The 23,286-nt window shown below is 34.9% G+C and carries 17 protein-coding genes, 1 tRNA gene and 1 pseudogene; 1 reads left to right on the plus strand and 18 read right to left on the minus strand.

Annotation, left to right across the window (positions count from 1 at the left end):
* Positions 1-7: 7 nt before the first annotated feature.
* The 14 genes and pseudogenes from yejF to J3U57_RS05155 all read right to left on the minus strand — a co-directional run.
* Positions 8-1,582, minus strand: a pseudogene (gene yejF / locus J3U57_RS05090) (microcin C ABC transporter ATP-binding protein YejF); the annotation flags it as partial.
* Entirely contained in the window at positions 1,579-2,610 is a 1,032-nt protein-coding gene (locus J3U57_RS05095) for an ABC transporter permease (protein ID WP_267333636.1), read from the minus strand. The gene J3U57_RS05095 and the pseudogene yejF, both read right to left, overlap by 4 nt.
* On the minus strand, positions 2,610-3,698 hold the full coding sequence (locus J3U57_RS05100; RefSeq protein ID WP_065634228.1) for a microcin C ABC transporter permease YejB: 1,089 nt from the start codon (positions 3,696-3,698) through the stop codon (positions 2,610-2,612). Before J3U57_RS05100 ends, J3U57_RS05095 begins: the two co-directional genes overlap by 1 nt.
* A 1-nt stretch (position 3,699) precedes the next feature.
* Entirely contained in the window at positions 3,700-5,655 is a 1,956-nt protein-coding gene (locus tag J3U57_RS05105; RefSeq protein WP_267333638.1) for an extracellular solute-binding protein, read from the minus strand.
* 707 nt (positions 5,656-6,362) lie between these two features.
* Positions 6,363-6,851 (minus strand): hypothetical protein, encoded by a 489-nt coding sequence (locus J3U57_RS05110; protein WP_267344001.1) that lies wholly within the window; start codon positions 6,849-6,851, stop codon positions 6,363-6,365.
* A gap of 211 nt (positions 6,852-7,062) precedes the next feature.
* Positions 7,063-7,138: transfer RNA gene (locus tag J3U57_RS05115), tRNA-Ala, on the minus strand.
* Between the two features lie 128 nt (positions 7,139-7,266).
* Positions 7,267-8,268, minus strand: a complete 1,002-nt coding sequence (gene secF, locus J3U57_RS05120) for a protein translocase subunit SecF (RefSeq protein ID WP_267334435.1) — start codon at positions 8,266-8,268, stop codon at positions 7,267-7,269.
* Positions 8,269-8,277: 9 nt separating this feature from the next.
* Entirely contained in the window at positions 8,278-10,134 is a 1,857-nt protein-coding gene (secD, locus tag J3U57_RS05125; RefSeq protein ID WP_267334437.1) for a protein translocase subunit SecD, read from the minus strand.
* A 58-nt stretch (positions 10,135-10,192) separates the two neighbouring features.
* Entirely contained in the window at positions 10,193-10,525 is a 333-nt protein-coding gene (gene yajC / locus J3U57_RS05130; protein WP_267334439.1) for a preprotein translocase subunit YajC, read from the minus strand.
* Between the two features lie 189 nt (positions 10,526-10,714).
* Positions 10,715-12,241, minus strand: coding sequence for an NADH-quinone oxidoreductase subunit N (locus J3U57_RS05135; RefSeq protein WP_267344002.1), 1,527 nt, complete (start codon positions 12,239-12,241; stop codon positions 10,715-10,717).
* 207 nt (positions 12,242-12,448) lie between these two features.
* A complete protein-coding gene (locus tag J3U57_RS05140) occupies positions 12,449-13,993 on the minus strand; it encodes a complex I subunit 4 family protein (protein ID WP_267334443.1) in 1,545 nt (514 codons plus the stop codon).
* A 17-nt stretch (positions 13,994-14,010) separates the two neighbouring features.
* A complete protein-coding gene (locus J3U57_RS05145) occupies positions 14,011-15,858 on the minus strand; it encodes an NADH-quinone oxidoreductase subunit L (RefSeq protein ID WP_267334445.1) in 1,848 nt (615 codons plus the stop codon).
* Positions 15,855-16,157: an NADH-quinone oxidoreductase subunit NuoK gene (gene nuoK / locus J3U57_RS05150; protein ID WP_267344003.1), complete on the minus strand. Its 303-nt coding sequence runs from the start codon at positions 16,155-16,157 to the stop codon at positions 15,855-15,857. The genes J3U57_RS05145 and nuoK overlap by 4 nt, the downstream gene beginning before the upstream one ends.
* A 1-nt stretch (position 16,158) precedes the next feature.
* The gene (locus tag J3U57_RS05155; RefSeq protein ID WP_267334449.1) at positions 16,159-16,650 is read right to left on the minus strand and encodes an NADH-quinone oxidoreductase subunit J; all 492 of its coding nucleotides are present in this window, start codon (positions 16,648-16,650) and stop codon (positions 16,159-16,161) included.
* A 348-nt stretch (positions 16,651-16,998) separates the two neighbouring features.
* Here J3U57_RS05155 and ppc point away from each other — a divergent pair, with 348 nt between their 5' ends.
* Positions 16,999-19,644: a phosphoenolpyruvate carboxylase gene (gene ppc / locus J3U57_RS05160; RefSeq protein WP_267344004.1), complete on the plus strand. Its 2,646-nt coding sequence runs from the start codon at positions 16,999-17,001 to the stop codon at positions 19,642-19,644.
* A 37-nt stretch (positions 19,645-19,681) separates the two neighbouring features.
* Here the strand turns inward: ppc and J3U57_RS05165 are convergent, their stop codons facing one another.
* The 4 genes from J3U57_RS05165 to nudB all read right to left on the minus strand — a co-directional run bounded on the left by J3U57_RS05165 (position 19,682) and on the right by nudB (position 23,286).
* A complete protein-coding gene (locus tag J3U57_RS05165; RefSeq protein WP_267344005.1) occupies positions 19,682-20,743 on the minus strand; it encodes an SEL1-like repeat protein in 1,062 nt (353 codons plus the stop codon).
* Between the two features lie 124 nt (positions 20,744-20,867).
* Positions 20,868-22,331 carry a 4-hydroxy-3-polyprenylbenzoate decarboxylase gene (gene ubiD / locus J3U57_RS05170; protein ID WP_267344006.1) on the minus strand — a complete coding sequence of 488 codons (1,464 nt, stop codon included), beginning with the start codon at positions 22,329-22,331 and terminating at the stop codon, positions 20,868-20,870.
* A gap of 79 nt (positions 22,332-22,410) precedes the next feature.
* A complete protein-coding gene (locus J3U57_RS05175; RefSeq protein WP_267334457.1) occupies positions 22,411-22,824 on the minus strand; it encodes a hypothetical protein in 414 nt (137 codons plus the stop codon).
* A 21-nt stretch (positions 22,825-22,845) separates the two neighbouring features.
* Positions 22,846-23,286 carry a dihydroneopterin triphosphate diphosphatase gene (nudB, locus tag J3U57_RS05180; RefSeq protein ID WP_267334459.1) on the minus strand — a complete coding sequence of 147 codons (441 nt, stop codon included), beginning with the start codon at positions 23,284-23,286 and terminating at the stop codon, positions 22,846-22,848.

Here is a 23,286-nt window from a genome sequence, read left to right on the forward strand (position 1 = left end):
CTAAAAACGAAAGTAACGTTTTGGTATATTCATTTTGCGCAGAATAAAAGATCTTCTCTCGCGAGCCTTGCTCGACAATTTTACCCTCTTTCATCACAACCACTTGATGACACATTGAATAAACTAAGGCTAAATCATGACTAATAAATAGATAACTAAGCTGGTGCTTTTGCTGTAATGATTTGAGTAAATGAATTATTTGTTTTTGAATTGTATGATCTAAAGATGACGTAGGCTCATCTAGAATTAACAATTCAGGTTTTAAGATTAAAGCTCGCGCAATCGCTATTCGTTGACGTTGTCCCCCAGAAAACTCCGTTGGATAGCGGTATCGCATATTAGGATCAAGCCCGACTTCTTGCATTATATCGATTAATGCCTGCTCTTGTTCTGCTTTAGTCAATTTTTTATGAGTCGTTAAACCTTCACAAATAATCTGTTCTATATTAAAACGAGGATTGAGTGACGAAAATGGATCTTGGAATACCACTTGGATTCTGCTACGAAATGGCAGTAATTTTTTTCCCGTCAAATGTTGTATTGGATAACTATCAAATAAGATATCACCGTGTGATTTTATCAAACGCAACACCGCTAATGCGGTAGTTGTTTTACCCGAACCTGACTCCCCAACAATGCCAACTGTTTCACCTTGATGCACAGTAAAACCAACATTGTCGACAATTTTCTTTTTCTGGCTACTTAAAAGTCGTTTTTTAGTAGTCACTTCAACATCAAGATGATTAACATTCAATAATATTCCGGGTGTATCAGGTAATGGAACAGGATCGCCACTCGGTTCTGAATTAAGTAATGTTTGCGTATATGCATGTTCCGGCCGTAAAAAAATACGCTGCTTATTATTATATTCAACAATGTCACCTTGCTGCATAACAGCAACTTTATCGGCTAATTTTTTGACAATACCTAAATTATGAGAAATGAATAACATACTCATGTTTAACTCATTTTTTAGCTCTTTAAGTAACTGAATGATCTGTGCTTGTACTGATACATCTAATGCGGTTGTAGGTTCATCAGCAATCAATAATTTAGGATGAGTCAAAATTGCCATCGCAATCATCACTCGCTGCCGTTCGCCGCCAGACAATTGGTGGGGAAGAGCTGACAATTTATTTTTTGGATCTTTTATTCCAACTCGATCAAGGTATTGTAAAATTTCGCTTCGAGCAGCATTAGCGCGCATACCCCGGTGCAAAGATAACACTTCGTACAACTGTTTTTCTACCGTGTGTAGTGGGTTAAGCGATACCATGGGTTCTTGGAAAATCATACTGATTTGATTGCCGCGAATCTGACGAAGTACTTTATCAGGTGCATGTAGTAAAGATTGATCTTCAAACACAATATCACCGGTAGGGTAAGACACTAAGCTTTTAGGTAGCAAACGCAAAATAGACAAAGCGGTCACACTTTTACCCGAACCTGACTCACCGACTAATGCTAGCGTTTCTTGCTCGTGAATATCAAAACTTATATTATTTACCACTTGCAATAATGTGTTACTTTCATGTTTAAAAGCAATACTTAAATCCTCAACAGATAGTAAAGGAGAACTCATCGATACCCTCCTTTGTTAGGATCGAATGCATCTCTAACTGCTTCTCCAATAAAAATAAGCAGCGAAAGCAAAGTAGCAATAATCAAAAATGAACTAATACCAAGCCATGGAGCCTGCAAGTTATTTTTTCCTTGTAACAATAAACGCCCAAGTGAAGGGGAATCAATAGGCAAACCAAATCCCAAAAAATCAAGCGAGGTTAAAGTAGTAATTGAACCACATAAAATAAAAGGTAAAAATGTCAATGTTGCTACCATTGCATTCGGTAGAATATGACGAAACATAATTTTAACATCACCGACTCCCATGGCTTTAGCTGCACGTACATAGTCAAAATTACGTGTTCGTAAAAATTCAGTTCGTACAATACCCGATAAAGCCATCCAACCAAATAGTACCGTGATGGCCAATAACCACCAAAAATCAAGGGGCAAAATACTGGCAAGTAAAATAATGACAAACAACTCTGGTAATCCACACCAAATTTCAATAAAGCGTTGTCCGATTAAATCAATTTTACCACCGTAATAACCTTGTATAGCCCCAATAATTACCGCAATAATTGTGGTAAAAACGGTCAGTAAAATGGCAAAAAACATCGAAATACGAAAACCATATAAAATATTAGCAAGCACATCAAAACCTGCATCAGTTGTCCCTAACCAATGCGACGCTGAAGGTGGGGTTGGAAACGTCGTTGGCGTGTCATAAATTAACGTATTATAACTATAGCGAAAAGGTGCCCATAAAATCCAACCATTAGATTCTATTTTTTGTTGTACTTTTGGATCTAAATAATTTGTTTGAGTGCTAAATTGTCCACCAAATTCAGTTTCGGGATAAAAGTGAAAAATAGGCGAATAGTAGTTATCTTGGTATTTGATAAAAATCGGTCTATCATTGGCGATAAAATCAGAAAACAAGCTAATAACAAACAACAAAGAAAACAGCCAAAGCGAATAGTATCCACGTCGATTATGTTTAAATCGTTGCCAACGTTGCTGATTAATAGAATAATGGCTGTTCATCAGTTGCGTGCCTCAAAGTCAATACGTGGATCGATTATCATATAAGATAAATCAGATAACAGTTTGGCAATTAGCCCAATTAACGTAAATATATATAGTGATCCAAAAATGACTGGGTAATCACGTTGAATAATGGCTTCATAGCCTAATAGCCCAAGCCCATTGAGTGAAAAAATAATTTCGATCAATAACGAACCGGTAAATAAAATGCCAACAAAGGCAGCAGGAAAACCTGACACAATTAATAGTGTCGCATTACGAAACACATGTTTATATAAAATTTGTCGTTCACTTAAACCTTTTGCTCTTGCGGTAATCACATATTGTTTACGAATTTCATCTAAAAATGAATTCTTAGTTAGCATAGTCAGTGAAGCAAAACCACTAATAACCATCGCAATAGTCGGTAGGCAAATATGCCATGCGTAATCTTTTACTTTTCCCCAAAAATCGAGTTGCTCAAAATGCGTTGAAACTAACCCTCGCAATGGAAAAATATCCCAATAACTACCGCCCGCAAATAATATTATTAACAATACAGCGAGTAAAAAAGCAGGTATTGCATATCCTATAATGATTAATGTACTTGACCAAAAATCAAATGCCGAGCCATCTTTAACAGCTTTTTTAATACCTAAAGGAATTGAAATAAGGTAAACAATCAACGTGCTCCAAAGACCAAGCGAAATCGAAACCGGTAAACTTTTAGCAATTAAACCTAATACCGATTCACTTTTAAAAAAGCTGTCACCAAAATCAAACAACACGTATTTTTTTAAAGTATCAAAATAACGTTCAATAATGGGTTTATCAAAGCCATACTGTTTTTCAATCATTGCAACAATTTGTGGATCAAGCCCGCGTGCCCCGCGATAATTAGACTCATTTTTATGCTGTGATAATTTTACCGCTGCATTATCCCCCCCCGGTAATAATGCTTGACCAGAATCTGGACCATTTTCAATCATCGCTAGTGCTTGATCGACCGGACCACCAGGCGCAATTTGTACAATGAAAAAGTTGATCGTTAAAATCACAAACAATGTTGGAATAATCAATAATAAACGACGAATAAGATAATTGAGCATATTAATGTTTCCGATTCTTTGTCAGGTTAGCTGCTTTGTCAGCATCGTACCACCAACTATCGACACCAATAGCGTAAGTTGGCTGAATCGCTGGCTGCCCAAATTTGTTCCAATAAGCATAATAGGTTTTACTGTTATACCACATTGGAATCATAGGATACTCTTGCGTTAAGATGCGATCTAGCGCTCGACCAAGCGAAATTAACTCAGCTTGATTACCAACATTCTTAGTTATTTCATCAATAATACTATCGATTGCTTGGTTATGTAGTCCTGAACCATTCCATGATGAATTGAGATACTCACTACCCCATAAAATCATCAAATCTGATGTTGGATAATTAAACGCATTATAAGTCCGTGGCATCATATCGTAATCGCGTTCACGTAAGCGACGAGTCACTTGAGTGTAATCAAGTGAAACAATCTTCATGGTAATACCTAAACGGGCTAAATTTTGCTGAAAAGGAATAGCATATTTAATATCATCGCCAAGATAGGTAACCAATTCAAACTCAAAAGGCTGATTGGTTGTTGTATTCACTAGTTGACCATTTTTGATAATCCATCCCGCTTGTTTTAATAATTCAGCTGCAGTTAATAAATTATTGCGATTAAAACCCTGACCATCACTTTTAGGCACATAATAAGCATCACCAAACACAGCATCGGGAATAATGTTTTTATACGGCATTAACCACTTTAATTCTTGTTCGCTTGGCTTACCAATCGCTGCATAAATGGTATTTTCGAAAAAACTATAAGGCCTTTTATAACTATCGTAATAAAAAGCGTGATTTAACCATTCAAAATCAAATGCCAGCGTAATGGCTTTACGTACATTAATGTCTTTAAACAGATCTTTTTGTAAGTTAAACGCTAACCATTTGCTATCGGTTGCTGTTTGTACAGATTTTTCTTGTTTGATAATATCCTTGGCATCAAAATACTGCCCCTGATATTGGGTAAACCAATTTTTGGGTTGGCCTTCTCCACGAAAATCATACTCACCGGCTTTAAATGCTTCTAACGAAACACTGCTATCCATATAATACTCAATACGTTTTTCATCAAAATTATTCATTCCCCTATTTACCGGTAAATCCACAGCCCAATAATTAGGGTTACGTTTATACACAACAAATTGCCCCATTTTATAATCGCTAATAAAATAAGGACCACTGCCAACTGGAGGAATAGTTAATGGTTCTGAAAAATTACGATCTTGCCAAAAATGTTTTGGAATAACCGGCAGATTACCAACGAAGGATAGCAATTTTTCACGATCGCTTGCTGGTAGCTCAACGCGCAAATGATAATTATCAATAGCGTTAACACTAATGCCCTGATTATATACTCGATACTGTGGAACACCTTCTGTCATAAATTTATGAAAGGTAAATTCAACATCTTGTGCGGTGATAGGTTTTCCATCTTGAAAACGTGCCTTGGGGTTAATTGAAACTTCAGCCCAACGATATTTGTCGGAATAAGTAATCGAGGTAGCAATAAGCGGATAAAAACTTGTAATATCATCAGCTAAATTTGTGAACAAAGTATCATATAATGATCCTGAGTTTTTTTCGGGGGCTCCTCGACTAGCATAACGATTAAAATTATCAAAAGTACCAATTTCTGCTAATTTAATTATGCCACCTTTTGGCGCATAAGGATTAACGTAATTAACATATTGAAAACCATCGTGATATTTAGGTTCACCTAATAGCGAAAAAACAGTTTGGTGATAAATTTTTTCAGTTACTGGCTTTGGACCAACAAAATCTATTAAGTTATTGTCATTAGATTCATTTATTGAAAGTACATTCGGTGCAGCGTTGCTTTGGGGTATATTTTGTTGATTTTCTTGAGCATTAACCGCTAACGAACACATGACCAACCCACTCATACAACTTGATACAAGTATTGTAGATAATTTTTGTTTGATTTGGTTGATCATCCTAATGCTATTCCTATTCAATTAGCTTAATAAATAGTTTTAAGCTTAACACTTTTATCAAAATTATAGAGTTAATAGACTATTGATAATAATGTTATCTATTTTGCCAAACTTCCATTAAATGAGCAAAATTAAATTATTCAATTTAATCATAAATGCCGACAATAACATCAATCAATTTTCGTTATCATGATAACGTCGCTATATTAAGTTTATTTAGTAAACACTAAAATTAAATAGGGTGTTATATCTTGTGCTATAGCAGTATTTAAATCTCATTATCCATGATCAACCGTAATAATTGATAAAGTTAGCCATAGTACATAATAATTAAAATAACATTTGAAATTAAATAATATTATGGATACAGGTGAAAAGAGTATGTATTTGCCGGAGTCTATGTAGATTGTTAACAATATCAATTGAAATATGTTAATAAGAATAGACGAATCTTTAGTGCGCAAATAACAATAACATTTTGTGCAGTTATTTAACACTAATTTAGTGAGCAACCACAACAATGATAAAAATGATAAGATATTCTATGTAGCTAAATGCGTTATACAATTTAACAATATGATCAAATACTCAATATAAAAAATTTCGCGTAAGTTAATATAATTAAAGATTAAAAAATTAGATTTATTAAATTTTATCTACATTATATTAACTTAGCGACCAACCAATAAAATGAACCGGTAATATTATTAATAAAGACTTAAATCAGATTGCCAAAGAATATAAGGATCATAATCATCATCACCATTCGGTAAAGCACCTGTCAGTGGCGTTTGTAAAAAGTCAGTTTCATTTAATTGATTATTATCAATATATTCAATCTTCCATATCAGTAAATCTTTTCTATTTTCGGGTTTATCTAAATTACTTGTGATATGAGATAAAGCGTTGTGATAAATGATTTGCCGCCAACACTCATCAGTATTTTTAATACAATATTTAATACTAATTGGTTGGTATTTTTTACCCTCTTTGATTAAAACAGGAACCGCTTTTTGTTCTTGATCATCAACAAAAAAAGACAAAAATAAATCATTAGCTAATTGAGCTTTATATTCAGTAAACTTAGGATTACTGGAAGATGAAGGCTGTTTTTTAAAACTTTCTTGTAGTGAATCAGCATAACTATAACTAATACATGTCATAAACAAGAAAAATACTGATATGAATTTTTTCATAAGATATTCCTTTTGTTAGATTAGTAAAATAATTGAATATTAATAGACGGAGTATCTGACAAAATTACAATATAGTTGCCGTTAAGCTATATAAAAATAGTAATTGAAATGGTAACTCACGAACTAAAATAATAATCAAAGAAAAGCAGTTATAAGCTTTGTAAGCTTTATATACCCAAAATCAATATTAAAATTTTATTAAATATTGAATTGGTGGAGCCAAGGGGGATCGAACCCCTGACCTCAACGCTGCCAGCGTTGCGCTCTCCCAGCTGAGCTATGGCCCCAAATAGAAAGGGATAAAAACTGGTGGTAATAATATGCAACTAGACCATAGGTGTCAATCTATTTGATGTTAATTGTTAAAAAAACAATCAAATAAAGCCCTTTCACTATGTGAAAGAGCTTTATATAACTAACGTAAAATCGATGGTTGATCTGCGCCTTCAACTTCCACTTTTGGTGGCATAAAATGTTCGCGTTTTATACCTAATTTAAGTGACATATAAGCAGCAACATAAATTGATGAAATTGTCCCTAAAATAATACCAACGCCTAATGTTTCAGAAAAACCTTTTAACATTGAACCGCCAAAAATATACAAGATAATCACAACTGCAAGCGTTGTTCCTGAAGTCATCAGAGTGCGGTGTAAAGTCTGGGTTAACGAAATATTAATGACATCATAAGGAGAAGCTCGACGAATTTTTCTAAAGTTTTCACGAATTCGGTCAAATACAACAATGGTATCGTTAAGAGAATAGCCAATGATGGATAACATTGCAGCAATAATCGTTAGATCTAATTCACGTTGAAATAACGATAAATAACCAGCAGTTATCACAACATCATGCGCTAATGCAACTACTGCACCCGTACCAAATCGCCATTCAAAACGAAACGCGATATAGATCAAGATACAAATTAACGCAGCGCAAATCGCTAAGATACCATCTTGTGCTAATTCAGCACCAACAGTCGGACCTACAAATTCAATACGTTTAATCTGCGCATCAGCATCAATATCTTTATGGATTAAATTAGAAATTTTACTGCCTAACGCATTATCAATAACAGATGATACCGTACCGTTTTCTTGTTTAGCCGCAGCCAATCGAATGATAATATCTTTACTGCTACCATAGTATTGCACGACGGGCTCATGATAACCGGCGTCCCGTAAACTATTACGCAGATCATCAAGATTAACTGCTTTTGTCACCGTAATTTCAACGGTTGTACCGCCGGTGAAATCTTGTCCAAGATTAAAACCCTTAACAAAGATAACGACAACTGATGCGACTACGAGTAGCATTGAAATCACAAAAGCGATAAAACCAAATTTTAAAAAGTCGAGCACTCTGCGTCCATGATTTAGTTCTCTAACATCATGATTTTCTTTTTTATCAACAGTCACAATAAACCTCTAAATTGATAACTTATTAACGCGACGACCGCCATAAATCAAATTAGCTAATGCACGAGTACCTACGATCGATGTAAACATCGATGTTACAATACCGATACCCAAGGTGATAGCAAATCCTTTAATCGAGCCAGTACCCACAGCATAAAGAATAACCGCGGTAATTAATGTGGTAATATTCGCATCGAAAATACTACTCCAAGCCCCAGCATAACCTTCATTAATGGCATGTTGGACACCGCGACCATTACTGAGCTCTTCTTTAATTCGTTCATTGATAAGAACGTTAGCATCAACGGCCATACCTACTGTTAATACAATCCCTGCAATACCTGGCATACTTAATGTTGCGCCTGGTAATAATGACATAGCGCCCACAATTAGTATTAAGTTGGCAACCAACGCAAGGCTAGCAAACACACCAAATAGACGATAAACAATGAGCATAAAGAAGACAGAAATGAGTAGTCCCCAAACACAAGACTCTAAACCTTGTGTGATATTCTCTTGTCCCATTGATGGTCCAACTGTACGCTCTTCGATAATTTGAATCGGTGCAATTAAGGCGCCAGCTCGTAATAGTAGGGATAGATTTTTAGCTTCATCAACACTACTTATCCCTGTCACCTGAAAACGATCACTAAAAATACCTTGAATTGTCGCAACATTGATCACCCGCTCTTGTTTTTCAAGAATAGGTTTATCATTTTCGTCACGTTTTCCTGTATCTTTATATTCGACAAATAACGTTGCCATCGATTTTTTGAGATTTTTCTGAGTAAAATCTAGCATCGTTTTACCACCAGAACTATCAAGCGTAATAGCAACTTCTGGTTGGCTATATTCATTGACTCGGAATGAAGAATCAGTAATGTGATCACCAGTTAGTACTACACGTTTATAGAGCAAAACAGGGCGCCCGTTTTCCATATATTTGATTTCAGAACCATATGGTACGCGCATATCGCCTTTGATAATAGCGGGTAAATTAGGGGTATTATCTTCATTTACTTGTCTAAACTCAAGGGTGGCTGTTGCCCCCAAAATACGTTTAGCTAAAGCAGTATCTTGAATACCTGGTAATTCCACCACAATGCGATCTGAACCTTGACGCTGCACAATAGGCTCAGCAACACCTAATTGATTTACACGATTACGTAAAATAGTGGTATTTTGTTGAACAGCATCATTTTTGGCTTGTTGTAAACGCTGTTCACTGATATTGATAGTAATACTATTTTCCGTTTGTGAGGTAAGTTTATAATCTGGTAAACCATTAATTTTAGTGATAGCTTTATTACGATCTTCAATATTCGCAAATTGCACAACAATTTGTTGATTGCCCTCTTTATTGATGGCTGCATAATTTAATTTGCTATTTGTTAACTCAAATTTTAAATTTTCAGTCGATTGTTCAATGAGCTTACTGAGTGCTGTTGTCATATCAACTTCCATTAAGAAGTGAACACCACCACGTAAATCAAGACCAAGTTTCATTGGTTCGGCACCTAAAGCCGTTAACCAAGCTGGAGTTGCTGGTGCTAAATTGAGTGCAACAATATAATCATTCCCTAACTCTTGTGATATTAACTCTTTGGCTTTGAGCTGAGTATCATTATCACCTACACGAATTAAAATAGATTTATTTTCAAAGACAAATGATTTAGGTTCTATATGATTATCAGTCAAGAGTTTTTTAATTTTATCTTGGGTAGCAACATTAATTTCAGCAGTATTTGAACCGGAAATTTGTATAGCGGGATCTTCACCATAAATATTTGGAAGTGCATAAAGTAGGCCGGCGAGAATAACGACGACCAACATAATGTACTTCCACAAAGGATAGCGATTTAACACGACATATTCTCTTGTGGAATTAGCTAATTAACACAATGAACTATAACAGCTTTTGCTATTATAGTGACTTCATTGTCCCTTTTGGTAAAACAGATGTGATAAAGTCACGTTTGATAACAACCTCTGTTGTATCATTTAACTCTAACGCAATATAACCATTGTCGTTAACTTTAGATACACGACCAATAAGTCCACCATTGGTTAACACTTCGTCACCTTTTGAAATCGAAGCCATAAGTTCACGATGGGCTTTAGCACGTTTTTGTTGTGGGCGCATAATCATAAAATAGAAAAACAGACCAAACACAACCAACATGATAGGTAAAAAATAAGGATTGCTTTCAGCCGCAGCCCCTTCAGTTGCATAAGCATTAGAAATTAAAAAGTCCATATAGGTCCTCTTGATTCAAATAAAATATTAAAGGTCGGAATTATAACACAATAACTAAATCTATTATTAACTATTTCTTGTCAAAATGTTTAAGGTAACAGATATTTTCTAATATAAAAAAGACCCAAGTACATTGTTCAAATCAATTTCAATCTAACTGTAAAAACTTTTTAAGGCGAAAAACGCTTATTAAGTCGTCAGATATTGCGCCATACTCACTAAATTAAATAGCCATTTAGGATAAATACCACAAATGAGAATTAATAAGGCAGACAACGCAATAATGAGTTCGCTTATTTTAATATCCTGCCATTTTAGTTTGATAATAGCACTATTTAATATCTGATCGTCTCGACAAGAAGGCCTAATATAAAGATTAATAATTAAGCGTGCATAAAAATATAAACCTAGAGCGCTACCAATTACCACTGCAGCAATTAACCACCATAATTCAGCAGTTACCCCCAACAGTACTAATAGAAAACGACCAACAAACCCTGCTGTAAGGGGGACTCCAGCTAACGATAATAATCCAACGGCCATCGTTAATGCTAAGATAGGTCTACGCCAGAATAATCCCGATAAATCCACTTCGTTTTCATGATCTTGCAATTCATCAGAATGTGATTCTAAACTAATCACGCCTAATATGCAGATATTGGCTAAAATATAGCTAATTAAGTATACCCCAATTGTTTCTAAAGCTAATACTTGATATTGCACAGCAATTAAGGCAATGAGTAAATAACCAAAATGTGCAATGGAGGAATACGCTAATAGCCGTTTTAGACTACTTTGCATTAAAGCAATTAAATTTCCCCATAGTATTGATAATAGTGCCATGATAACAAGTATCATTCGAATGGTTTCATTATTAACAATCGGTGCCAATAAAAACAACCTTGCAATAGCACAAAATAGTGCGACCTTTCCTACTGTTGATAATAATAGAGCAACAACTGTCGGTGCACCTTGATAAACATCGGGCAACCATAACTGAAAAGGCACTAATGAAAGTTTAAAACCAATCCCAACTAACATTAAACAAACGCCCATTAGTAATAAATTACTTGGGTAAGACATAGTTGAAAGTTGGTAACTTAACCCGCTAAAAGTTAGCTCGCCAGTTGTTGCATAATAAAAGGCAATGCCCATCAATAAAAACACACTAGCCACAGCGGATAAAATCATATATTTAACGGCAGCTTCTAAGGAGTGAGTTTGTATATATTGATAGCCAATTAACCCAACAAATGGAATTGAAAGTAATTCAATGCCAACAAAAAAAGAGATCAAATGGCTAGCATAGACTAGTGTAACGCCGCCTAATGTCATAAAGAGTAAAATAACATAAAACAAACCATGAGCAATTCTTTCATGGACAAACCAACGATAGGCTAAGCAAGATACTGTAATTGCAATGATTAAAATTAAACTGGTATAAAGCAATCCATAACCATCACAAGTAAATAAGGCAGTAATTTGATGCGCTTTCCATTCTTCCATTGATGGATCTGTGTTCGATTTATCTTCAATATTTCCATTATTAGTATCTAAGGTTGTGTTGGAATTAACATCAGTTTGATTGTTTTGTTGAGCGTTATCATCAGCCTTTGTTTCGGGCTCAGTGGGCACAGCATCAACAGCAATCGTTTCCTCATTATTTGGTACAGAGTCTGCTTTGGTTGTTACATCCGAATTTAAAGATATTTGCATATTATCGCTGCTTATATCTGTTATCATCTGAGTATTGAACGATATTTTGTAACCAATCATGGAAGAACATAGCAATGCACAAACTAAACCACACACGGTTAAAAAAGCACACCCTTTTGTGTTCATTTTCAGAAAAAATAGGGCAATAAGCAAAACAATGATAGTAAAGCTTAAAACAAATATCGGCGATAAGGCTATCATAAGTTATTACTCTCCCGCGCGCTCTGCTGTAATGTATTGTTGGGTTTGGTTGACAACAGAATATGACATATCCAACACTATTTGTGGGTATAAGCCAATAAAAACTAATACCATTAATACACTAGTTAATAATGAAATATCTTTTCTACTAAGGTGATATTTAGCTGAATGATTTCTTTCTACAACACCATAAAAAATTGGTTGCATGCGAATAATCAATGAAATTGACAACAAGAGTAAACCAATTACTAACAAAATAGTGTAATAAGAGAATGATGTATAGCTACCAAGTAACATCATATAGTTGCCAACAAAATTAGCAGTACCTGGAATACCTAAAATAGCCAAAATAAAAAATAAGGTAAATGTAGAAAGATAACGAACTTTCTGTTTAAGACCTGTAAATTGATTAATATTACGCGTTGAGTAACATTCAACTAACAGTCCACTAATTATAAACATGCCAACGATAACTAAATTAATGGCAATCATTTGTATCACAATACCTTGATAAGCAATCACTGAACCACTGTAGATAATTGCTGTCATATAGCCCATCAAAGCAATATGTACATAAGCAATTAACTTTTTGATATCAGTTTGATTAAACGCTAATAGCGCTGCATAAACCAAAGTAAATAATGCTAATATTAAGATTAATGGCATAATCATAACTGAAGCATTTGGAAACAGAGGAATCACAATTCTAAATAGCCCAAAGGTAGCTGTTGTCAGAAGCAAACCACTAATCATCATTGATCCCGAAGTGGATGATTCAATATGGGCATCAATAAACCAGCGATGAAATGGTACAAAAGGGATGCGTACAATAAAAGCGGCTAAAAAACCGAGCATTAGTAAAAATTCAGTATAGCTAGAAATGGGGGTTTTGGTTAAAACTTGATAATCAAAAGTCCAATGACCCGTTAAATTCCAATTAATTAACGCTAATGACACAATGGATATTAACATTAACAAACTACTAATTTGAGTATAAATCAAAAATTTGCTCGCACCATTAAAACGCAATTGGGAACTTGAGTCGCGACGCCCCCATAAAGAAATGATAAAATAAATAGGAATTGCTACCGCTTCCCAAAAAAAGAACATCAAAAACAGATCGGTGATAACAAATAACATCATAATAGCTGATGTCATAAATAAAATGCATAAATAAAACAAACCAAAATTATTCAAACTTTCTTTACTGGAATAAACAATTGTCAGTAATACAATAAAAAGTGTGGAAGCAATTATCACCAACGATAAGCCATCTAATACCAAATGGAAATGAATATTTAGCAAAGGAATCCATTCAATATTCACTTCTTCAAGCCAGTTATTACCTTGTTGTAATACCGTTAATCCATCTAACCATAAGATTAAAGCAAGCATTAACGTAATTAAAATTGTCAGAAATGCAATGACCATTGGTAACTTATACCAACGCGATGGTAGATAAGAAGTTCTAACAATTCGCAATAAAAAAACATGGCATAACCAACTAATAAATCCGCCTATTACAGGTAAGAATACAAGCGATAACAACATGAAAGATTACACCTTTATTAAATAAAAACGAGTAACATTAATATAATAATGCTTCCCATGACAATTGAAACCATATACCACCTTATATGCCCATTTTCTAAGCTGACAATATATGAGTTAACTTTCTTTATCCCTAACATTATCCAATTATCCCATAATGCTAAAGGATCTTGTTTAAGTAGGTTAGCTAAAAATAGATAAGGTTTAACAAATAAGTAACTGACAACATAATCAAAGCGCCAATCGCCATTACATAATCGCGCAAAGAATTTAATCATTGGTGTATTAAGTATTTCTTGCACTTCACTATTCGGATGTGCGTACAAAATATAGGCGATAAGAAAACTCAATAATGTTACAGCAGCGAGTAGTAATTGAAACGATAACTGACCGTTAGTATCAAGTTCAGCAATAGGAATAAGCCCTTGAACAGGTAGCGGGAAATAGATAAAAATTGCTGTTGTAAAAATCAATAGGATAAAGGCTGGACAATAACTTATCCACATTGTTCTATTAAAGTCAAAAATCTTTGGTTTATGATAAAATGCGGTAAAAATTAGTCGCCAAATACTTAAGCTTGATAACAAAATACCTAATAAACCGATAGTACCAGCCATGAGATGATCTTTAGCCATTAGCCCCCAAATAATATCACCTTTGATATAAAAAGAGGCGGAGATCCAAGGCATGGCACTTAATGACAACATAACAAGCAAAAATATGGCATACAACATTGGGAATGATTTGACTAATCCACCAAGCTTGTTGATATCACGCTCACCATGACATTTTTTAATTAAAATCGCAGAGGCAAAAATGAGTAAAGAGCTGGTTACCGCATAATTGATTAAACAATTGAGTGATAAATTCCAACTTTGTGTGGAAAACGCATAAAATAAGTAACTAAGCTGAGCAAGGTTAGTAAAAGTGATTATACGCTTAATATCACTTTGAACTAGAGCAATTGAACTAGCAAATAATACGGTTAATGAAGAAATAATTGTCATAATGGCTAACGTATCACTCGACATCATAAACAAATTACTTAAACGTAGAACCAAATATACCCCTGCTAAAATAACCGTAGATGATTGCAGCAAAGCCACTGCTGGCATAGGTGCTAATGTTGTTTCAACAAACCATGAGTGCATAGGGAATAGTGCAGATTTACTTATTGCCCCTAAAAATAACATCAATGTTATCCAAAAAATAACATCTGAATCGATAGCTAGATTATCATGAGCTTGAGTTAAAATGTCACGAATATTTAACGTATCTAAAGTTTGATACAGTAAAAAAATACCAATAATAAGAAAGATATCGGTTAAATGCATGATAACAAAGGCTTTAACAGCAGCATAACCATTACGCACCTGCTTATAATAAATACCAATAAGTAAGTAAGTACTTAAACTTACACCCTCCCAACCAATTAACATAACTAAGAGATTATCAACAAGTACAATAGTTAGCATACTAGCAATTAATAAATTACTATACGCATAAAAATTATAAATATCTTTTTTTGAGGTTAAATAACAGGCTGCAAAAAAATAAATTAACAGACCAAAAAAGGCAATTAACACCAGAAAAGTAAGCGATAAACCATCTAGCGTTAAAGATAAAGGAACAACAAAATCACCGACTGAAAACCAATTCCAAAGTGGTCGGCTATAGACTAACGTCATATCAGGTACAGTATTTTTACTAAAATCAATACATGAAAATAGCGTAATAAGAGCAACAATTAGCATTGTGCTAAAGCCAATAATCATGACATTAATTGACCGAATATGTCTCCCTAGACAAACTAATAATAAAAAAGAGACTAAAGGAACAATAATAGTTAAATAAAGTAAGTTCATCCTTTCATTTCACTCAATGAGTCAATATTAAATATTTTACGGCGGTATATTAATTTCATCAGCAACGCAAGCCCAACACACGCTTGCGCTAATACAGTAATGACAGCTAAAATAGCCAGAATTTGTCCTTCTGGCTGTTGCCAATAACTACTAGCAGCAACCACAGCGACGATAGCGCCATTATTCATAATCATAAGGCTTAATAGTAGAAAGTAAAAATTACGTCGAATCATCACCCCTAATAAGCCAATTACAAATAATACAGACGCAAGAATAAGACAATGCATTAAAGGAATCATATTATTTCTCCGACAATAGCCGATGCATAAAATGATAAGCAATAACAACTGCACCTAACAACAAAAAAACAGCCAATTCAGACATTAAAATGTAAGCATATACTGACATTTCATGCATTAACTCATGTGACTCTTTAATCTGAGAATAGTCAGTACTCACTACTCCATAAATCAGTACGACTAATAAAATAAAAGCTAAAACTAATGGGCCTAGCCAAATTTTAGGACTGATGCCTCGCTTTTTATTCTCAACATTGTCGACACGAATTCGTAGAATAGTTGCAACAGATAAAAATAACATCACTGTGCCACCAATAAATAAAATAATGTATAAAACAGCAGAAAAATACGTATCGAGTAAAATAAATATTAAAGCTGAAGCGAAAAGCGCAATAATAAGGTATAAAATGGCTTTATCAACACGTAAGCAACTAATCACTTTTATACTGGCAATAACAGTAATAATCGACGCAATATAGAAAACAATAAGCATCAAATAACAATCCAATATACATTAATCATTGCCTTAGTATATACCCAAATCCTATTAAGATACAGTTTACAGACAATCTGTTAACAGAAAACAAGCATTTAAAAACATAATCTGACTAAAAAATACGCTTAATTAATTTTTTTATCTATTTAGATAATGATGAGAATATAATTAAAACAATTAAAACAATAAAGAATATAAAATTTTATGATTTAAATTCAATGTGGTATTGTTATAAAGTATATATCTTAAACAAATTAGCAATGACTTATATCTTAGCCTTTAAATTGTAATAATCGTTTTACAGTTTAAAGTTTAGTTAGCCATAATTATGAAAATGAGAACAGAATGAACAGTGAATATTCCTCAATGAGAAGCAACGTCAATATGCTAGGGACTTTACTCGGTGATGCAATTAAACGCGCCACTGGTAATGAAACATTTGATTTAGTGGAAGAAATAAGACAATTATCGAAATCAGCACAGCAAGGTAATAAACAAGCCCATAATGAATTACTTAAATTGATTGAAAATTTAAATGATGAAGATTTGTTACATGTTGCTCGAGCATTTAATCAATTTTTAAATTTGGTTAATACTGCCGCCGAATATTATGGTATTTCTCCTCATGGCGAAGCATCGAGCAGCCCTAAAAAAATGACGGAATTATTTAGTACATTAAAAAAACTCAATTTTTCAAATCAAACCATAACACAAGCTATTAATGATCTATCGATTGAACTCGTATTAACAGCTCATCCAACCGAAATTAACCGCAGAACAATGATCAATACCTATACGGCTATTAATAATTGTTTATCTCAATTAGATCATAGTGATTTAGCTGATTACGAAATAGAACGGATCATGCGCCGTCTTAAACAACTTGTCTGCCAAGCATGGTACACCGATGAAATCCGTAAAAAACGCCCTACACCGCTTGATGAAGCAAAATGGGGATTTTCAGTCATTGAAGATAGTTTATGGGAAGGGGTGCCACTGTTTTTACGTGAATTTAATGATCAATTAGTTGATGCATTTAACGAACAATTATCGGTTGATCATGTTCCAATTAAATTTACCTCATGGATGGGGGGCGACCGTGATGGCAACCCAAATGTAACAGCTAAAGTGACAGAAAAGGTCATGTTACAAGCTAGGTTAAAAGCAATTGAGTTATTTTTAGCTGACATTCAAATACTGGTTCGTGAATTATCGATGAGTGAATGTAGCCAAGCGGTTATCAACTTGTTAGATGAAAATAATAAATCTGCCTCTGAACCTTATCGAGCAGTGATGAAACAGTTACGAGCTCGACTAGTGAAAACCCATAGTTATATTGTTTCATTACTGAATAATGAACAAGTCATCCCCCCTACAGATATCTTAATTAAAAATGAACAACTGTGGACACCACTTTATACCTGCTATGAATCATTAATTGAAAATGGCATGTCAACAATAGCACATGGTCCACTACTTGATACGTTACGACGTATAAAAAGCTTCGGTTTACAATTAGTCAGGTTAGATATTCGCCAAGATAGCGCTGTCCATACTGAAGCACTAGATGCATTAACTAAAGAGCTGAACCTAGGCAGTTATGCCCAGTGGTCTGAAGATGAAAAACAGGCATTTTTATTAACAGAATTGCAATCAAATCGCCCTTTATTACCTTACCGCTGGCAACCACCAGAAATGGTACAAGAAGTTTTAGACACTTGCCGTGTTATCAAAAAGGCAGGACAAGAATCGATTGCATCTTATGTTATATCAATGGCCAAAGCGCCTTCAGATATTTTAGCGGTTTACCTACTCTTAAAAATGGTCGACTGTCAAAAAAATATCCCTGTTGCTCCATTATTTGAAACCTTAGATGATTTAAATAATGCCAAATCTGTCATGCAAAAACTTCTGGATATTCCTTGGTACCGTGAAAAGATTCAAGGTAAACAGATGGTCATGATTGGTTATTCTGACTCTGCTAAAGATGCAGGTACGCTCGCTGCATCGTGGGCACAATATCGTTCACAAGAAGAGTTGGTTCACCTATTTGAAAAATATAATATCAATCTTGTGCTCTTTCATGGGCGAGGTGGATCGATAGGTCGAGGCGGTGCACCCGCACATGCGGCATTACTTTCACAACCACCAGGATCGTTAAAAGGTGGTCTTCGCGTGACAGAACAAGGTGAAATGATCCGCTTTAAACTGGGTTTACCGGAAGTAGCACTAAGCAGTTTGATGTTATACGCATCAGCCATTTTACAAGCTAACTTATTACCTCCACCAGAGCCTAAACAAGCATGGCGTGATATTATGGATGAAATGTCTGATATATCATGTCGTTGCTATCGAAGTTATGTACGTGAACGTGCCGAATTTGTCGATTATTTTAGAGCAGTAACGCCAGAAGCAGAGCTTGGACGATTACCACTTGGTTCTCGTCCACAAAAACGACGAACAGGTGGCGGTATTGAAAGTTTACGCGCCATTCCGTGGATTTTTGCTTGGACACAAAACCGTTTGATGGTGCCTTCTTGGTTAGGTGCCGGTAGTGCACTTAAACAAGTGATTGAAGAAGGAAAAAAAGATTTACTTAAAGACATGTATCATAATTGGCCGTTTTTTAATGCACGTTTAGGTATGTTAGAAATGGTTTACGCTAAAGCAGCACCAAATATTCATGAATATTACGAGCAAAGACTTGTCGATCCGATTTTATGGCCGTTAGGTGAAGAATTAAGAAATTTATTAACTCAAGACATTAACACCGTACTAACTATCACCGATGATATTAGCTTAATGGCTGACTTGCCTTGGATTGCTGAATCGGTTGCATTACGTAATACATATATCGAACCGTTAAACTTATTACAAGCTGAATTATTGAGACGTTCGCGTAATCGCAGTGAAGAAGAAAATACAACGGTTGAACAAGGATTAATGATTACTATATCCGGAATTGCTGCTGGTATGCGTAATTCAGGGTAACGGATCATCAAAAAATAAAAAGAGCAATTTGCTCTTTTTATTTTCCCGATAATAACTGATCTAAATAAGCTTTAGCATCTTTGTCACCTTGCTCGCTTGCTTTAGTAAACCAATAAATCGCCCGATTGGTATTTTTTTCAGTCCCTTCGCCTTCAAGGTACTTTATACCTAAATTATATTGCGCATCAACACTACCTTGTTCTGCGGCTTTAATGTACCATTCTACAGCCTTCTTGGCATCTTTTGGTACGCCGCCACCAACTTCATACATCACGCCAATATTGTATTGTGCATCAGCATTACCCGCTTCAGCCGCTTTAGTAAACCAGTATGCAGCTTTGGAATTATCAGATTTTGTGCCAGTTCCTGTTGCATACATAATGCCCAAGTTATACATCGCTAGTACATGCCCTCGTTCTGCGGCTTGAGTATAAAAATAAGTAGCAGCGACATAATCTTTAGTTAAACCATCACCATGTTCTGACATCAAACCTAAATAGTATTGCGCTTCTGGATTATTATTTTTAGCGGCCTTACTAAACCAATCTGCCGCAACCATTTTATCTTCTTTTACACCATCGCCAAAAAAATACATGATACCTAAATTAAGGTAAGCATCTAAAACGCCTTGCTCGCCAGCTTGAGTAAAATAATCAATTGCACTTAACGTATTTTTAGTTGTCCCTTCACCATTTTTATACATTAACGCCAAATTATATTTAGCTAAGGCATAATTTTGGTCTGCTGCGCGTTTATAATATTGAAATGCCTGCACAAGATCAGCTGTGGTACCCAAACCATTTTGATACATATAAGCCAGATTATTTTGCGCTTTAGCTAATCCTTGATCCGCTGCTTTTTTATACCAAAAAAAAGCTCGAATATCACTAACATCAACGCCTAAGCCTTGCTTGTAAATAGTTCCCAATGAGAATTGAGCTTGGGCATCACCTTTTTCAGCTGAAACCCGTAAAGAAGGGATTAATGAACCAGGATCTGCAACCTTCAGTTCAGTATCTGCCTGAGTTTTCGTTTCACTTGCCAAGACACCATAAGAAAACCAAAACATAAGCGCCAATAAAATTCGAAATTTTTTCATAATTATTTAATTGCCATAACATGGGTAATAATTATACATAAATGCATAAAAAGGTGATAGTTTTTGTTTATTTTAAGTAAATTTATGTAAAAGATATTGTTTATCAAACATTGTTATCAACTGGCTACACGCCAAGTTTATCCCAAATCTCATCAATATAAGCAACGACCTGAGGATCTTTTTTAATTATTTTGCCCCACTCTCGGTTAGTTTCTCCTGGCCATTTATTTGTGGCATCCAATCCCATTTTAGATCCTAAGCCCGAAACCGGAGAAGCAAAATCTAAATAATCAATCGGAGTATTATCAATGAATGTGGTGTCTCGATGAGGATCCATACGTGTTGAAATCGCCCACATAACATCTTTCCAATCGCGTGCATTAATATCATCATCACAAACAATGACAAACTTGGTATACATAAACTGTCGTAAGTAGGACCAAACCCCCATCATGATACGTTTAGCATGCCCAGGGTACTGCTTTTTGATAGTCACAACAGCTATTCGATATGAACATCCTTCTGGCGGTAAATAAAAGTCTACAATCTCGGGAAACTGCTTTTGTAAAATAGGAATAAATACCTCATTTAACGCGAGTCCCATAATAGCCGGTTCATCGGGTGGCCGTCCAGTATAAGTTGAATGATAAATAGCATCTTTGCGATGAGTTAAATGGGTCACAGTAAAAACAGCAAAATGTTCAACTTCGTTATAATAACCGGTATGATCACCATAAGGTCCTTCCGGTACCACTTCATTCGGATCAATATAACCTTCTAAAATAATTTCTGCTGTGGCTGGTAAATCTAAGTCATTAGACAATGCTTTAACTACCTCGGTTCGACCTTGCCTTAATAACCCTGCAAATGCGTATTCTGGTAAAGTATCGGGTACGGGTGTAACTGCGGCTAAAATTGTTGCAGGATCTGCACCAATAGCCACTGCCACTGGAAATTTTTCGTGAGGATGAGCTTGTTGCCATTCGGCAAAATCAAGCGCACCACCTCGATGTGATAACCAGCGCATCACTAATTTATTTTTAGCTAATAATTGCAATCGATAAATACCCACATTTTGCCTTTCTTTATAAGGACCTTTAGTAATAGTTAATCCCCAAGAAAGTAACGGAGCTACATCCTCTGGCCAGCAATGCATAATAGGCAATTGTGTTAAATCAACGTGTTCATCTTTTAATACTACTTCTTGACAAGGGGCCGATGATCGGCGCTTGACCGGCATATTCAATATCTGCTTATATTTCGGTAAAACATTAAAAAATTGTCGAATACCTTTTGGCGGTTCAGGTTCACGTAAAAAAGCTAAAAGCTGCCCGATTTCACGTAATGCCGAGGGATCGTCTTGCCCCATTGCCATTGCAACTCGTTTTGTTGTACCAAATAAATTACAAAGTACAGGCATCGTATAACCAATAGGGTTTTCAAATAATAATGCGGGACCTTGTGCACGTAAAACTCTATCGGCAATTTCGGTCATTTCAAGATAAGGACTAACAGGATAAGTAATGCGTTTTAATTCACCTTGTTGCTCAAGATAAGTTAAAAAATCACGAAAATTAGAAAAATTCATTCACTATTACTCCCTGTTACTTTGATACCCAATCCAAAGGGGTTTTGTTTATTAAATGAGGTTTGGCTTCTGTCTTGGATTAATCTTCATCAAAATTTTCACTATAAATGGGCGTTTGTTTATTCTGATTGCATTCAATAATTTTAGGTAATAAGGTTTGAAATTGTTTTTGATCAACTTCTATAAACTTTTCTGGTTCAACTTGAAAGAATAAATATTGCGTCGTGTTATCGTCAAATTGAAAAGAAGCTAACCAGTAATTTCGATTTTCACTATTATCATTAGCAAATATTTTAATAATACTACTTGCTCGTTTTTCAGGTTGATCATGTAATTTATAATCAATTATCTTCTCTGCAATTTGAGTATCATATTCATCAAAAATCATGTATTGATTTTGGTTAATCTGACACTTTGGTATGTTTATTTCAGCATAACTGTTTAGGGTAAAAAAAGATAAACAAATTGACATAATATAACGATTTAATTTCATGCCTGACCTCTTAACTGAATTTTAATAATTTACAATCTTCTTGATTGCCTCTCGATTATTAGGCGATAAGGTCAAATTAGCCGCATCTTGAATTGACATCCATTGATAGGCTAAATGTTCACTCAACATAGGTTTTACCTCTGTGGTCAGAGGCAGATAAAACCAATGTTCTTTATTTATCTTAACCTGTGGTGCATATCGATGTCTAAACTGTGGAAAAATTTCAAATTCAACAACATGTTTAGCATCGACTAACGACAAATTACTACCAACAATATCAATACCTGTTTCTTCATACACTTCACGAATTGCCGTTTCAATTGGCAATTCGTTATTCTCTAAACTGCCTGTTACTGACTGCCAAAAATTAGGATCATCTTTGCGTTGCATCATCAAACAACGCAAAGTGGTTTGGCAGTAAATAACAACTAACACCGATTCAGGTTTTTTAAATGTTTGCAT

Source organism: Gilliamella sp. B3464, from assembly GCF_026536145.1.
GTDB lineage: Bacteria > Pseudomonadota > Gammaproteobacteria > Enterobacterales > Orbaceae > Gilliamella.

What these genes read in the sequence shown, in the direction of transcription:
- yajC (WP_267334439.1), bottom strand. Translation starts at nt 10,525, where the DNA reads ATGGACTTTTTAATTTCTAATGCTTATGCAACTGAAGGGGCTGCGGCT.
- J3U57_RS05110 (WP_267344001.1), bottom strand. Translation starts at nt 6,851, where the DNA reads ATGAAAAAATTCATATCAGTATTTTTCTTGTTTATGACATGTATTAGT.
- ubiD (WP_267344006.1), bottom strand. Translation starts at nt 22,331, where the DNA reads ATGAATTTTTCTAATTTTCGTGATTTTTTAACTTATCTTGAGCAACAA.
- J3U57_RS05145 (WP_267334445.1), bottom strand. Translation starts at nt 15,858, where the DNA reads ATGAACTTACTTTATTTAACTATTATTGTTCCTTTAGTCTCTTTTTTA.
- J3U57_RS05175 (WP_267334457.1), bottom strand. Translation starts at nt 22,824, where the DNA reads ATGAAATTAAATCGTTATATTATGTCAATTTGTTTATCTTTTTTTACC.
- J3U57_RS05135 (WP_267344002.1), bottom strand. Translation starts at nt 12,241, where the DNA reads ATGCAAATATCTTTAAATTCGGATGTAACAACCAAAGCAGACTCTGTA.
- ppc (WP_267344004.1), top strand. Translation starts at nt 16,999, where the DNA reads ATGAACAGTGAATATTCCTCAATGAGAAGCAACGTCAATATGCTAGGG.
- J3U57_RS05140 (WP_267334443.1), bottom strand. Translation starts at nt 13,993, where the DNA reads ATGTTGTTATCGCTTGTATTCTTACCTGTAATAGGCGGATTTATTAGT.
- J3U57_RS05105 (WP_267333638.1), bottom strand. Translation starts at nt 5,655, where the DNA reads ATGATCAACCAAATCAAACAAAAATTATCTACAATACTTGTATCAAGT.
- nuoK (WP_267344003.1), bottom strand. Translation starts at nt 16,157, where the DNA reads ATGATTCCTTTAATGCATTGTCTTATTCTTGCGTCTGTATTATTTGTA.
- nudB (WP_267334459.1), bottom strand. Translation starts at nt 23,286, where the DNA reads ATGCAAACATTTAAAAAACCTGAATCGGTGTTAGTTGTTATTTACTGC.
- J3U57_RS05095 (WP_267333636.1), bottom strand. Translation starts at nt 2,610, where the DNA reads ATGAACAGCCATTATTCTATTAATCAGCAACGTTGGCAACGATTTAAA.
- J3U57_RS05100 (WP_065634228.1), bottom strand. Translation starts at nt 3,698, where the DNA reads ATGCTCAATTATCTTATTCGTCGTTTATTATTGATTATTCCAACATTG.
- J3U57_RS05155 (WP_267334449.1), bottom strand. Translation starts at nt 16,650, where the DNA reads ATGCTTATTGTTTTCTATATTGCGTCGATTATTACTGTTATTGCCAGT.
- J3U57_RS05165 (WP_267344005.1), bottom strand. Translation starts at nt 20,743, where the DNA reads ATGAAAAAATTTCGAATTTTATTGGCGCTTATGTTTTGGTTTTCTTAT.